Annotated in this window: 12 protein-coding genes and 1 tRNA gene; 10 read left to right on the forward strand and 3 right to left on the reverse strand. The window is 34.1% G+C overall.

The genetic code is table 11. From position 1 onward, the window contains the following. Nucleotides 1-594: an ATP-dependent Clp endopeptidase proteolytic subunit ClpP gene (clpP, locus tag DFR54_RS05275; protein WP_086341494.1), complete on the reverse strand. Its 594-nt coding sequence runs from the start codon at nucleotides 592-594 to the stop codon at nucleotides 1-3. 213 nt (nucleotides 595-807) lie between these two features. Continuing rightward, nucleotides 808-879: transfer RNA gene (locus DFR54_RS05280), tRNA-Arg, on the reverse strand. A 72-nt stretch (nucleotides 880-951) separates the two neighbouring features. On the opposite strand from DFR54_RS05280, the gene rpoN reads away from it, so the two are divergent. From rpoN to map, 8 genes are all read left to right on the forward strand, one after another. Next, entirely contained in the window at nucleotides 952-2,286 is a 1,335-nt protein-coding gene (gene rpoN, locus DFR54_RS05285) for an RNA polymerase factor sigma-54 (RefSeq protein ID WP_114289242.1), read from the forward strand. 177 nt (nucleotides 2,287-2,463) lie between these two features. Further along, nucleotides 2,464-3,501, forward strand: a complete 1,038-nt coding sequence (locus DFR54_RS05290) for a sugar-binding transcriptional regulator (RefSeq protein WP_086341496.1) — start codon at nucleotides 2,464-2,466, stop codon at nucleotides 3,499-3,501. A 43-nt stretch (nucleotides 3,502-3,544) separates the two neighbouring features. Beyond that, entirely contained in the window at nucleotides 3,545-4,549 is a 1,005-nt protein-coding gene (gap, locus tag DFR54_RS05295) for a type I glyceraldehyde-3-phosphate dehydrogenase (protein ID WP_114289244.1), read from the forward strand. A gap of 87 nt (nucleotides 4,550-4,636) precedes the next feature. Beyond that, a complete protein-coding gene (locus DFR54_RS05300) occupies nucleotides 4,637-5,824 on the forward strand; it encodes a phosphoglycerate kinase (protein WP_114289246.1) in 1,188 nt (395 codons plus the stop codon). Between the two features lie 20 nt (nucleotides 5,825-5,844). After that, nucleotides 5,845-6,600: a triose-phosphate isomerase gene (tpiA, locus tag DFR54_RS05305; RefSeq protein WP_114289248.1), complete on the forward strand. Its 756-nt coding sequence runs from the start codon at nucleotides 5,845-5,847 to the stop codon at nucleotides 6,598-6,600. A gap of 1 nt (nucleotide 6,601) precedes the next feature. Continuing rightward, entirely contained in the window at nucleotides 6,602-8,128 is a 1,527-nt protein-coding gene (gene gpmI, locus DFR54_RS05310; protein WP_114289249.1) for a 2,3-bisphosphoglycerate-independent phosphoglycerate mutase, read from the forward strand. 101 nt (nucleotides 8,129-8,229) lie between these two features. Continuing rightward, nucleotides 8,230-9,525, forward strand: coding sequence for a phosphopyruvate hydratase (gene eno / locus DFR54_RS05315; RefSeq protein ID WP_086341501.1), 1,296 nt, complete (start codon nucleotides 8,230-8,232; stop codon nucleotides 9,523-9,525). A gap of 200 nt (nucleotides 9,526-9,725) precedes the next feature. Continuing rightward, nucleotides 9,726-10,490: a type I methionyl aminopeptidase gene (map, locus tag DFR54_RS05320; protein WP_114289250.1), complete on the forward strand. Its 765-nt coding sequence runs from the start codon at nucleotides 9,726-9,728 to the stop codon at nucleotides 10,488-10,490. A gap of 124 nt (nucleotides 10,491-10,614) precedes the next feature. On the opposite strand, the gene DFR54_RS05325 is transcribed toward map, so the two are convergent. Continuing rightward, nucleotides 10,615-13,131 carry a phosphatidylglycerol lysyltransferase domain-containing protein gene (locus tag DFR54_RS05325; protein ID WP_114289252.1) on the reverse strand — a complete coding sequence of 839 codons (2,517 nt, stop codon included), beginning with the start codon at nucleotides 13,129-13,131 and terminating at the stop codon, nucleotides 10,615-10,617. A gap of 180 nt (nucleotides 13,132-13,311) precedes the next feature. On the opposite strand from DFR54_RS05325, the gene DFR54_RS05330 reads away from it, so the two are divergent. Together DFR54_RS05330 and DFR54_RS05335 are read left to right on the forward strand one after the other, a co-directional pair. Then, on the forward strand, nucleotides 13,312-14,307 hold the full coding sequence (locus DFR54_RS05330; RefSeq protein ID WP_114289254.1) for a LacI family DNA-binding transcriptional regulator: 996 nt from the start codon (nucleotides 13,312-13,314) through the stop codon (nucleotides 14,305-14,307). Next, complete coding sequence (locus tag DFR54_RS05335; protein WP_114289256.1) at nucleotides 14,307-14,723, forward strand: GNAT family N-acetyltransferase; 417 nt, start codon at nucleotides 14,307-14,309, stop codon at nucleotides 14,721-14,723. The genes DFR54_RS05330 and DFR54_RS05335 overlap by 1 nt, the downstream gene beginning before the upstream one ends. The last annotated feature ends 68 nt before the right edge of the window (nucleotides 14,724-14,791 follow it).

A 14,791-nucleotide genomic window follows, 5' to 3' on the forward strand; every position in this document is an offset into this window, starting at 1 on the left:
CTATTTTAAGTTTGAGCTGTTAACCATTACTTCGTCAATTAAACCGTATTCTTTAGCTTCCTCAGCAGACATAAAGTTATCACGATCTGTATCTTTTTCAATGATTTCAATATCTTGTCCAGTATTTTCAGCTAAGATTTTATTTAATCTCTCACGCGTATTTAAAATGTGACGAGCAGCAATTTCAATTTCAGTTGCTTGTCCTTGAGCTCCGCCTAAAGGTTGGTGAATCATGATTTCAGCATTAGGTAAGGCAAAACGTTTTCCTTTAGTACCAGCTGATAATAAGAAACTTCCCATTGATGCTGCCATTCCTAAAACAATAGTTTGAACATCTGCTTTAATAAAATTCATTGTGTCATAAATAGCAAGTCCAGCAGAAACACTTCCACCTGGTGAGTTAATATAAATGAAAATATCTTTTTCAGGATCTTGTGCATCTAAAAATAGTAACTGAGCAATAACTGAGTTAGCTACATTGTCATCAATTGGTCCACTTAACATAATAATTCGGTCTTTTAAAAGTCTTGAGTAAATATCATAAGCTCTTTCTCCGCGAGAAGATTGCTCGATAACTGTTGGTATTAAATTCATAAAAATTCCTCCTAAGATAAAGCTTCAATAGCTATATTTTAACATAGTTTAAATTATCTACCTAGAATAAAGTGTACCTAAATGGTCAATAAAGGTCAAAAGATAAGCTCTTTAAAAACGTAGGTAATTGGTAACAGATAAATATGTCAGCTATGATTAAAAATGATATAATAAAAAAATAAAGCAAAGAGATGTATCTCTGTGCTTTATTAACACGCCCTAAGGGAATCGAACCCCTGTCTTAAGAACCGGAATCTTATGTGATATCCACTACACTAAGGGCGCTTAATTACCTTATTAATTCTATCAAAAAATAAGTAAATAGCAAGATAATTAGGATAAGGAGCTGAAGTTTTAGTGAAGTTTGAACAACGAATCAAACAAACCCAACAACAAACTCAAAAGCTTGCCATGACGCAAGAATTACAACAATCCATTCAAATGCTTCAATATAATACAGAGGATTTACTTTCGTTTTTAGAAAATAAATCATTAGAAAATCCATTATTAGAAGTAAAAATAGAAACAGATGAAATGATTTTACCTAAAAAGACTAGCACATCTAACCATTCAGATGATCAAAAGACAGAATGGATGGAGCAAGTACCAGATGAATCTATTTCATTGTTTGAGTACTTAATTAATCAAGTACATTTAAATTACCGTGAAACGTATTTAAGAAAACTAGTACTATACCTAATAGAGTTTATTGATTTAAATGGTTACTTAACAACACCACTTGAAGAAATAAGAGAAAAAACAGAAGCAACAGAAATTCAGATGTTAGATGCCCTAACATTACTTCAAATGCTTGAACCAACTGGTGTAGGAGCAAGAAGTTTAAAAGAATGTTTAATGCTTCAAATTGAGAAAGATGATTCAGCACCGAATTTAGCTTATATAATAGTTGAAGAGTACTTTGAAGAGTTAGCCAATCGGAAATGGTCGATTATTCAAAAAGCTTATGATATAGAAGTTTTTGAAGTACAAGATATTTTTGACTATATTCAAAAACTACAGCCCTATCCTGGAGCTAATTTTTCCCGAGAAGAAGAAAGCTATATTATTCCCGATGTGGTTGTTAAAGTGAAAGATGATTTAATAGAAGTCTTAAGCACAAAAAGTAGTACGCCAAAACTAATTTTTCAACAAGCTTATTTCGAGAGAATGAGTCGTGAGTCTGACAAAGAAGTGCAAGAATTTTTAAAAATAAGAAAAAGTGAATTTGAGTGGTTACAAAAAGGCGTTCTTCAAAGAGGAAATACGATTTTGCGTGTTGCTGAGGAAATTGTGAAACACCAAAGTCAATTCTTTTTAGATCCTAAACGTCCATTAGGGCCACTACAATTAAAGGAAGTAGCTAAAGCATTGTCGATTCACGAATCAACAGTTAGCCGCAGTGTAAATGGTAAATATTTACAAACTGATTTTGGAATGTTTGAGTTAAGGTCATTCTTTACTACTGGAATTTCACAAGGTCAATCAGGAGAAGATGTGTCAACTGACTCAATTAAAAAAGAAATTTTAGATATTATTAATGAAGAGGATAAAAGTAAACCACTATCAGATCAAAAGATTGTTGACCTGCTATTAGCTAAAGAAATAAAGATTTCAAGACGTGCTGTTGCTAAGTATCGTGACGAGCTTGAAATCCCAGCTTCATCAAAAAGAAAGCGATATGATCGAAAGTAAAAAGAATATTTATAAAACATACTTGAATAATTTGTGATTAACTGTTACACTGTTTTTGTAGGGTTGAGCAAAGCAAAAATACGTTTTTTGATTTTGAATCAACCTGTTTTTTTAAATACTATGGGTCGCGGTAAGTCTACGTTGGACAAAAAACGACCTACAAAGGAGTTCACCTCGATGCTTCACGACTTAGAGATGATTGAGAGAATCGCTCCTGACATGATGCAAGTGGTTGAAAGTAGGTATCGTGTTTTACGAAATATTTATTGGATGCAGCCAGTTGGTCGAAGAACCTTAGCTCAGAAAATAAATGTATCAGAGAGAACTTTACGAACTGAAACAGATTTTCTTAAACAACTGAACCTCATTAACTCTAATAAAAGTGGTATGTCTTTAACTGCTGAAGGCCTACAAGTTTATGAAGGACTTGAAAAGTTCATGGCTGAGTATTCAGGTACTCGCGTTAAAGAAAGAGAATTATCTAATAAATTAGGTATTGCTCGTTGTATCATCGTAGCAGGAGATAGTGATCAAGAGAAAAAAGTTTTAGAAAAATTTGGTCCTATTGTTTCTGATCTGTTAGCAAATAAATTGCCTGACGGAGAAAATACCATTGCAGTAATGGGTGGAACGACAATGGGAACTGTTGCAGAAAACATGGAAAAACTAGCAACACCAAATAGACATGTACTTTTTGTACCTGCAAGAGGTGGCGTTGGTGAAACAGTCCAAATCCAAGCTAATTCAATTAGTGGGGTAATGGCTGAAAAAACAAGTGGAGATTTCAAACCTCTATACGTGCCAGAACAAGTTAGTCCTGAAACGTATGAGTATTTATTACATGAACCTTCTGTTCAAAGTGTCTTGAAGTTAATTGAAAATGCTAATGGTGTTATCCATAGTATTGGAGATGCTCTTCATATGGCTGAACGCCGTGGCATGAGTGAGGAAGATATGAAGATGCTAGAGGAAAAAAAAGCTATAGCAGAATCATTTGGTTATTTCTTCAACGAACAAGGAGAAGTCGTTCATAAAATCCCACGTATAGGTCTTCAATTGAAAGACTTACAACATATTCCGTATGTGATTGCAATTGCTGGTGGTAAAAGTAAGGCAAAAGTAATCGAGGCATACATCAAAAATGCACCAGAACAAACTTGGTTATTAACCGATGAAGGTGCTGCTAATCAGATTTTAAAAGAGGAAACTCTTTAAAATAAAAAAATTTTTTTCGATTTTCTAAAGGAGGAAATCTCGCATGACAGTAAAAGTAGGTATTAATGGTTTTGGACGTATCGGACGTTTAGCATTCCGCCGTATTCAAGAAGTAGAAGGACTAGAAGTAGTAGCAATCAATGACTTAACAGATTCAAAAATGTTAGCTCATTTATTAAAATATGATACTACACAAGGACGTTTCAATGGTGACGTTGAAGTTCATGATGGTTTCTTTAAAGTTAACGGTAAAGAAGTTAAAGTTTTAGCTAACCGTAATCCTGAAGAATTACCATGGGGAGAATTAGGAGTAGACATCGTTTTAGAATGTACTGGCTTCTTTACTTCAAAAGAAAAAGCTGAATTACACTTAAAAGGTGGAGCGAAACGTGTTGTTATTTCTGCACCAGGTGGAAACGACGTACCAACAGTTGTTTACAACACTAACCACGATATCTTAACAGGTAAAGAAACAGTTATCTCAGGTGCTTCATGTACTACTAACTGTTTAGCTCCTATGGCTGATGCTTTAAACAAAAACTTTGGTATTGTTGAAGGATTAATGACAACAATCCATGGTTACACTGGTGATCAAATGACTTTAGATGGCCCACACCCAGGTGGAGACTTCCGTCGTGCACGTGCTGCTGCTGAAAATATCGTACCTAACACAACTGGTGCTGCTAAAGCTATCGGTTTAGTTATTCCAGAATTAAACGGAAAATTAGACGGAGCTGCTCAACGTGTTCCTGTTGCAACTGGTTCATTAACAGAATTAGTAACAGTTTTAGATAAAAAAGTTACTGTTGAAGAAGTTAATGCTGCAATGGAAGCTTGTGCTAACGAATCTTACGGATATACAACTGATCAAATCGTATCTTCTGATATTGTAGGTATGACTTATGGATCATTATTTGATGCAACTCAAACTAAAGTAATGACAGTTGGAGACCAACAATTAGTTAAAACTGTAGCTTGGTATGATAACGAAATGTCATACACTGCTCAATTAGTTCGTACTTTAGAATATTTTGCAAACTTAGCTTAATTAAAGTTTAAAAAATTCAATTGAAGCGGGGAAGCTGACACGCTTCCTCGCTTTTTAATTAACCATTAACGGGAGGCTTTACTCATCATGGCGAAAAGAACAGTAGAAGATTTAGAATTAAAAGATAAAAAAGTTTTAGTACGTGTAGACTTCAACGTACCTTCAAAAGACGGTGTTATTACAAACGATAATCGTATTGTGGCAGCATTACCAACTATTAAATACATTACTGAACAAGGTGGATCAGCTATTTTATTCTCACACTTAGGTCGTGTGAAAACAGAAGAAGATAAAGCTGGTAAATCTTTAAAACCTGTAGCAGAACGTCTTTCTGAATTACTAGGAAAACCAGTTAATTTTGTAGCTGAAACTCGCGGAGAAGCTTTAGAATCAGCTGTAGCTAAATTAGCTGCTGGAGATATCTTAGTTGTTGAAAACACACGTTTTGAAGACATCGATGGCAAAAAAGAAAGTGGAAACGATCCAGAATTAGGTAAATACTGGGCATCATTAGGTGATGTATTCGTAAACGACGCTTTTGGTACTGCTCACCGTGCTCATGCTTCAAACGTAGGAATCGCATCTAACTTACCATCAGCTGCAGGTTACTTAATGGAAAAAGAAATCAAATTTATTGGTGGCGCTGTTGATGAGCCAAAACGTCCTTTCGTAGCTATCTTAGGTGGCGCAAAAGTATCTGATAAAATTGGTGTTATTGAAAATTTAATCGACAAAGCTGATAAAATTCTTATCGGTGGTGGAATGACTTATACATTCAACAAAGCTTTAGGTCGTGAAATCGGAAAATCTATCGTTGAATTAGATAAAGTTGATTTAGCTAAATCTTTATTAGAAAAAGCTGGCGACAAAATTATCTTACCAGTAGATACAGTATGTGCTGCTGACTTTGATAACGACGCTCCAACTGAAATTCACGAAGAAAATATTCCTGCTGATTTAGAAGGTTTAGACATTGGTCCTAAATCAATCGAGTTATTCACTAAAGAATTACAAGGTGCTAAAACAGTCGTATGGAATGGCCCAATGGGAGTATTCGAATTACCAACATTTGCAAAAGGAACAATCGGTGTATGTGAAGCAATTGCTAACTTAGAAGATGCTACAACAATCATCGGTGGTGGAGATTCTGCAGCTGCAGCTATTCAATTAGGTTACGCTGAGAAATTCACTCACATTTCAACTGGTGGTGGAGCTTCATTAGAATACTTAGAAGGTAAAAAATTACCAGGTGTAGAATCTATTTCTGACAAATAATTTTAAAGGGGTAAAAAAATATGCGTAAACCTATTATTGCAGGTAACTGGAAAATGAATAAAACTGTAGCAGAAGCAAATGCTTTTGCAGAGGCAGTTAAAACTAATGTTCCTTCAAATGATAAAGTGGATTCAGTTATTGGATCTCCTGCACTTTTCTTAACTGATTTAGTAAACATTGCTAAAGGAACTGATTTAAAAATCTCAGCACAAAACTGTTACTATGAAAACAGTGGAGCTTTCACTGGTGAAACTTCACCAGCTGCATTAGCTGACTTAGGTGTTGATTATGTTATTATTGGTCACTCAGAACGCCGTGAGTATTTTGGTGAAACTGATGAAGACATTAACAAAAAAGCTAAAGCAATTATTGCTAACAACATAACTCCAATTTTATGTTGTGGTGAGTCTTTAGAAACTTATGAAGCAGGACAAACTGCTGAATGGATCGAAGGACAAATTACTGGTGGCTTAAAAGATTTAACTGAAGAGCAAGTATCTAACTTAGTTATTGCTTACGAACCAATCTGGGCTATTGGAACTGGTAAATCAGCTGACGCTAACATTGCTGACGAAATCTGTGGCGTAGTTCGTAGTACTGTTGCAAAACTTTACAACGACACTGTTGCTAGCAAAGTTCGTATCCAATACGGTGGATCAGTTAAACCAGAAAACATTGCTGAATATATGGCAAAAGAAAACGTTGATGGTGCATTAGTTGGTGGAGCTTCATTAGAAGTTGATTCTTTCTTAGCACTATTGGAGGCTGTAAAATAGTATGACAAAAGCACCTATTGCTATGATTATCCTTGATGGATATGGAAAACGCGACGAAGTAACAGGAAACGCTGTACTTCAAGCAAATACACCTAACTTTGACCGTTACTGGAATGAATTTCCTCATAACCAATTAAAAGCTTCAGGGCTTGATGTTGGTCTTCCAGAAGGTCAAATGGGTAACTCAGAAGTAGGGCATACAAACATTGGAGCAGGACGTATTGTCTACCAAAGTTTAACTCGTATTGATAAAGCTATCACTGATGGAGAATTCCAAACCAATGAAGCTTTAAACAACGGGATTGCTCATGCTTTAGAAAATGACTCTGACTTACATTTATTTGGTTTATTATCAGATGGTGGGGTACATAGTCATCAAAATCACCTTTACGCTTTACTTAAAATGGCTAAAGAAAAAGGTGTTAAACACACTTACGTACATGCCTTCTTAGATGGTCGTGACGTATCTCCAACTTCTGGTAAAGGATTCATGGAAGAATTAGTTAAATTCATCGATGAATTAGGATACGGAGAAATTGCTACAGTCTCAGGACGTTTTTATGCAATGGACCGTGACAAACGTTGGGAACGTGTTGAAAAAGCTTATAATGTATTAGTAAACGGTGAAGGAAACAAAGCTGTTGACCCAGTTGAAGCTATCGAAGCTTCATACGCTGCTGGCAAAAACGATGAGTTTGTTCTTCCAACTGTGATTGAAAAAGACGGCAAACCTGTAGGAAGCGTTAAAGACAACGATGCAGTTATCTTCTTTAACTTCCGTCCAGACCGTGCCATTCAATTGTCTAATGCTTTCACTGATGTTGAGTGGGAATTCTTTACAAGAGAAAATCATCCAACAAATGTTAAATTTGTTACGATGACATTATACAACCCAAGCATTGTTGCTGAAGTTGCTTACCCACCAATTGAAATGAAAAATGTAATTGGAGAAGTACTTTCAAACAAAGGACTTAAACAATTACGTATTGCTGAAACTGAAAAATACCCACACGTTACATTCTTTATGAATGGTGGACGTAATGAGGAATTTGAAGGTGAAAACCGTATTTTAATTAACTCACCAAAAGTTGAAACATATGATTTGCAGCCTGAAATGAGTGCTTACGAAGTAACAGAAGCTTTAGTAGCCGACATTGAAGCAGACAAACATGATGCGATTCTTTTAAACTTTGCTAACCCAGACATGGTTGGACATTCTGGTATCTTAGAAGCTGCTATCAAGGCTATTGAGGCAGTAGATGAGTGTTTAGGTAAAGTTGTGGATGCGATTCACGCTAAAGGTGGTCATGCCATCATATTTGCCGATCATGGTAACTCTGAAACAATGACAACTCCTGAAGGCGAACCTCATACTGCTCATACAACAGTTCCAGTACCAGTTATTGTTACTAAAGCTGATGTAGAACTTAGAGATGGTGGTCGCTTAGCTGATATTGCACCAACTATGTTAGATTTATTAGGTGTGGACAAACCTGCTGAGATGACTGGAGAGTCATTAATTAAATAGTCCGGTTTTTGATTGAAAAAATATCAAAAACCTATTAGAATGAAACTACGGGAGTAATCCCCTAGCTATAAAACAATAATCCTAAAGGAGAGAAAAAAACAATGTCAATTATTACTGATGTTTATGCTCGCGAAGTCCTAGACTCACGTGGAAACCCAACAATCGAGGTAGAAGTTTATACTGAAAGTGGTGCTTTTGGTCGTGGAATGGTTCCTTCTGGAGCTTCAACTGGTGAATACGAAGCCGTTGAATTACGTGATGGAGATAAATCTCGTTATTTAGGTAAAGGTGTTTTAAAAGCTGTTGATAACGTAAATAACATTATCGCTGAAGAAATCATTGGATACGATGTTCGTGACCAAATGGCAATCGACAGAAAAATGATCGAATTAGACGGTACTCCAAATAAAGGTAAATTAGGAGCTAACGCTATCTTAGGTGTGTCTATCGCTGCTGCTCGTGCTGCTGCTGACTACTTAGAAGTTCCTTTATACCACTACTTAGGTGGATTTAACACTAAAGTATTACCAACTCCAATGATGAACATCATCAACGGTGGATCACATGCTGATAACAGCGTTGATTTCCAAGAATTCATGATTATGCCTGTTGGAGCTTCAACATTTAAAGAAGCTATCCGTATGGGTACTGAAGTATTCCATAACTTAGCAGCTGTATTAAAAGCTAAAGGCTTAAACACTGCTGTAGGTGACGAAGGTGGATTCGCTCCTGACTTAGGTTCAAACGAAGAAGCTTTAGAAGTAATTATCGAAGCTATCGAAAAAGCTGGATACGTTCCAGGAAAAGACGTTCGTTTAGCAATGGACGTTGCTTCATCAGAATTCTACAACAAAGAAACTGGTATGTATGACTTAACTTCAGAAGGACGTTCTTTAACTTCTGCTGAAATGGTATCATTATACGAAGAATTATGTGCTAAATACCCAATCATCTCAATCGAAGACGGATTAGACGAAAACGATTGGGAAGGATTTAAACAATTAACTGAAAAATTAGGTAAAACAGTACAATTAGTTGGGGATGACTTATTCGTAACTAACACTGAAAAATTAGCTCGTGGTATCGAAGAAGGTATCGCTAACTCAATCCTAATCAAAGTTAACCAAATTGGTACTTTAACAGAAACTTTTGAAGCTATCGAAATGGCTAAAGAAGCTGGATACACAGCTGTAGTTTCTCACCGTTCTGGTGAAACTGAAGATGCAACAATCGCTGATATCGCTGTTGCAACAAACGCTGGTCAAATCAAAACTGGTTCTGCTAGCCGTACTGACCGTATTGCTAAATACAACCAATTATTACGTATTGAAGACCAATTAGGTGAAGTTGCTGAGTACAAAGGTTTAGCTTCATTCTACAACTTAAAAAACAAATAATTAAAAGTTTAAATAAAGCTTATTCTAATAGGAATTAAAACTGTTCGGACGTAACACTCTCTAGCTGGTGCTAGGGGGTGTTTTTTTGTTTACAAAATTTAATAGGTTTTAGTTGTAGTATCTTCTTTTTAGTTCTAAAATATAACATGTTGAGTAAATAAGAAAAATATGAAAATTAAAAATACAACTAAGGAGATAATATGATTACAATAAAATCACCAAGAGAGATTGAACTAATGAAGAAGTCTGGAGCACTTTTAGCAAATGTTCATAAGGAATTAAGAAGTTTTATTAAAGAAGGAGTTACAACTTGGGATATTGAAGTCTTTGTTAGAGATTATATCGAATCCCATGGTGGAATAGCTGCTCAAATTGGTTTTGAAGGTTATAAATATGCAACTTGTATAAGTGTAAATGATGAGATTTGTCATGGCTTTCCTAAAAAGATAAAACTCAAAAATAACGACTTAGTCAAAGTAGATATGTGTATTGATTTAAATGGCGCTATTTCAGATTCATGTTGGGCTTATGTTGTTGGTGTAGCTAGCGAAGATGTAAAAAAATTAATGGCTGTTACAAGAAAAGCTTTGTATTTAGGCATTGAACAGGCTCAGGTTGGTAATCGAACTGGAGACATCGGTTATGCAATTCAACAATATGTAGAAAAAGAAGGATATAGTGTTGTTAGAGACTTTATTGCACATGGAATTGGACCAACTATTCATGAGGAACCTTTCTTTGCTCACTACGGCGAAAAAGGAAAAGGAACTCGTTTAAAAGAAGGAATGACCATTACAATTGAGCCAATGGTAAATATTGGTACATGGCAAATGAAAATGGAGCCTAATGGATGGGAGTCTAAAACACTAGATGGTAGTTTAAGTTGTCAATATGAACATAGCTTAGCTATTACAAAAGATGGTCCAGTTATTTTAACTTCTCAAGGAGAAGAGGAAACTTATTAACAAAAACAGACTTTTTATTCCCTGACTATTAAAAAATAAAGGAGGCTGATATTTGTAGTGCACCCCTAAAGTTAGACGTAAAAATCTAACTTTAGGGGTGCACTACAATTTTGTCCGTCTCTTTTTATTTTGGATGAATGACTTTATAGCTTTTCATTAATGCTTGTGAGATAAGTAATCGTCTTGGATAAACTAAGTACCTAGGTGACCATTCTGGTTTAAATTTATTTTTATATTGTCTCAAACCTTTAAAAGAATAAAGACTTGATGAGTGTTGGTAGATACTAGTTGTAATGGTTCCAAGTAAGCCATTGGTACGTTCATAACTACTTGATAGTGGTGCCATACCTAAATTGAAAATTTGGTAATCATTCTCTTTAGCCCAAAGAATCAAGTGGAGATACAGTAAATCCATCATAGGGATTTTTTCATTTTCTTTCCATCTAATTAAATCGATAGAAATTTCATTTTCGGTAAAAGTAGGCATCATTGAAGCAAAGGCAATTGCTTCACCATCTTTATTTCGAATTGTGGCAATATCTTGTTTAAGTAAATACTCCTTATCAAAACTACCTAAAGAAAAACTCATTTCTTTTCGAGAACCTAACCACTCCTTAGAGATAGGTGCTAACTCATTAATTAACTCATCAGAAGGTGATTCGACTTGGAAAGAGAGTTCTTCCTGTTCTTGTTTGTTTAATAATTGGCGGAAGACTTTTCCTTTGTTGCCTGAAGTTTTAAAGGTGGTTACATCAACTTCAGCTTCTTCACCAAGATTAAATAAATTATAGTTAAATTCAGTATAAATATGAATATTTTCAGTACTTGTTTGATAAAAAATAATTTCTTTTCCAACTTTTGTTGCGTACTCATGAATGTTTTTTATAAATGGAAAGAAATTATCCTTCTCTCCAACTGGATCCCCGAGTATAAGGACAAAGTAGGTTGTTTCCTGATAGATACAGCCAACATTTAATTGTTTATCTACCATGATTTTATTTGCTGGTAAAAAGCCTAAGTTGGCCAAATTACTACCAGAAAATTCTGTTATGATATTTTCAAAATCATCTTTTTCGTGACTTATTTGATTTTCAAATCCTAATGTTGAAAAAGTGTATTTATGTCTTAAACGGTAACGATTAAAGAGAATGAACATAAACCAAATTGCTGACAAACCTAAAATATAATTCAAAAAGCCAGGAAATAAATCTAATTTAAAAGCATCAGCAGTGTCATATATAGACTGCACATTAAATGTAAGCATAGCTAAAGTTAACAACCAAATGACTTTTTCTCTTCTGTAACGAATGGTTAAGTATTGAGTGTAATTTTTTCTAGATAAGAATAAAACGACCATTAAAACCAGAGTGAAAATCAGACCTTCAACATAAAGTAACTCGTCAAATAAAATAATTTGGCTAATTAAAATCAGGCTTAGTAGAAACATCAGATTACGGTAGGCTTCTTTTGTTCCATAATATAAACCAACTAAATTAGGAACTAAATAAGTGCTTGCTAAAATATATGTTACTGAAAAAATAGCATAAAGAAATGGGGTGCTTTTTCCAGAAACATAAAATAAACCAAAGAATGAATCTTGGAAGAAGAAAAACTCACCAATTAGAAAAAGGACAATAATAGCCCAACGAGTTAACGTTTGAACTCGTTTTTTAGTAATATCAATAACGATTGTTCCAAATTCTTTAGTAAACAGAACGATTTCATTTTTCTCAGTGAATTTATCTTTTAGTATTAATTGTAGTTCACTGATTGATAAAACCAAACCTAAGAAAAATGGCAAGATGTAATAGGCAAGTCTATAAAAAACTAATGCAAGTAAAACGGAACTTTTTGAGACATCAAACTGTTGTGTCATTCCAAGTAAAAAGACCACATCAAAAGCACCTAAACCACCTGGAACCATACTAATTAAACCAGCAATGGCTGCAATAATAAAGACACTTTCCATTTGCCAAAAGTTTACATGAACTCCGACAAATCGTAAGGATAGAAACATAACTATTCCAACAAACAAGTAATCAAGAACAGAGACAAAAGTGTATTTTAGACTAAGAAATCTGTCGCTTGGAACGGGAGGTTTAATCATTGTGACACCTAAAAAGATAGGTAATAAACCAGCCAAGATAAATAAAGCTGTTTTTAAGATAGGTTTACTTTCTAGTAAACTAGAAGCAGCAAAGACATTAAATAAAACTAAAAAGGATAAAACACCAATCCCAGTTAACATGGATAGTAGTAAAAGGGAGATATTTTTCTTTAGTGTTTTTTTATCTTCTTCATCCTCTGTATAAGTTTGGAAATAGTTGTAGCGAATACTTGAACCAATAATGCCTCCAAAACCAATTAAGGTATTTAAGGAATTAATAATCCAACTAATTTTCATTGTTTTTAGTACTGGAACTTTTATTTTTTGTGAACGAATTAAAACAAAGTCATATAAACTTAAGATCCAAACACCTAAAAAACTAACTAATAATAGAACTGCAATTGAAGTGAAGGACCTATTTTGGATAACGTGAAAGATGTCCTTGAAGTTAATTGAGGATAATTCCGTTTTTAATTTCCATGCAGATAGTAAGAAAATACCAAATGCCACAAAAAATTTAATAAATTTTTTCATGAAGTTCTCTCCTTTATCTGAAATTGTAGGTTCACTTTTATACTACCAGTTCATTTATACTCGGTAAATAGTTAAAAAGAATAAAGAGAGGGGTAAAAAGTCTTTAACACTCTTTAGGTAACTAAGAGTGTTTTTTGTTATAATTGAAAAGAGATTAAAGACAAGTAGGAGGTAAAAATAGTGGGAAAGCTAACTATTAGAGAGATTGCTGATTTAGCAGGTGTCTCAACAACTACAGTTTCACATATTTTAAATGACAAAGGACAACGGTTTAGTGATGAAACGAGAAACCGTGTTTTGAAAGTCATTGAGGAAAATCGCTATACACCAAACTATTTTGCCTCAAATATAATAAAAAATGAATCCCATTTAATTGGTATAATCGTCCCCTTAATTACTGAACCTTTTGCTGCAACATTAATTAATTTAATTCAAAAAAACTTAAATAAACAAGGGTTTCACTTGATGATTAGTGAATCTATGAGTGATGAGGCAGAGGAGCTTGAATTATTTGAAAGATATCGTCAAATGGCTGTTGAGAGTATCTTGTGTTTTACTTCTACTGTTTTTTCTGAAGAAGTAATTATTGATAGTTGTTATATGGGAATCCCTGTAGTTTTTGTAGATCGTGGTATTAATAAAAGTCATTTTGGAAATGTTTATTTTAATGAATATGAAACAGTTTTTAATGCCATTGAATTACTGATTGAGGCAGGTCATAAAAAGATTGGTTTAATTACAGATGATGGTAAAATTTATGCTTTTCCTGATCGCTCTAATGCTTATTACGATGCACTGAAAAAACATGATTTACCTATTTTAGAAAATCAAATTGTAGCAACAGAATTTTCTGTTAGAGCAGGGTACTTAGCTACTAAGAAAATGATTGATGAGAGTGATGTAACAGCTATTTTTTGTTGTGATGATAATTTGGCTTTAGGGTGTTATCAAGCAGTTTTTGATTCCGGAAAGCAAGTTAATCAAGACATAAAAATTGTAGGTTTTGATGGTGTTGAAATGCTAAAAAATGTCAGACCTCAGATTAAAACTCTTAATCTACCTTTTGTAGCTTTTTCTGATATTATGTCTCACAAATTATTGATAGCTATGGAGTTTCCAATGAAAAAACAACAAGATACTTACCTAGAGATGATATTTGAAGAAGGTGGTATTTAATGATAGAGGAGATGTCATTAAAAGAAAATCAACAACAAATTATCAAGATATTAGAAGCTCATCAAAATGAAGTATTTCAAATAAATTCTAGTCCAACTGAAAGTTTATCTTTTGCTTATACAAAGGATGGCTGTTACTTAGGTGGCATTACTGGAAAACTAACGGGGAATAGATTACATATCTCTTTACTTGCTGTCAAAAAAGAAAAGAGACATTTGAATATCGGAACTAAACTAGTAAAAAGAGTGGAGGAGATTGCAGTTAAAAGAGAGTGTCTTTATTTAACTGTTAATACTCAAGATTTTCAAGGTTTGAGATTTTATCAAAATAATGGATTTGAAGTTTTTGGTGAGTTAGTTGATTGTCCATTTGAAGGAACGACCAAATATTATTTAAGAAAAAAGCTTCCAAGGTAAGTAGATTTTTTGAGAGAAATTATCGTGTATAAAAAACAAAGAGGCTGTGACGTATACGTCACAGTCTC

It is taken from the genome of Vagococcus fluvialis (assembly GCF_003337315.1).
Taxonomy (GTDB): Bacteria; Bacillota; Bacilli; order Lactobacillales; family Vagococcaceae; genus Vagococcus; species Vagococcus fluvialis.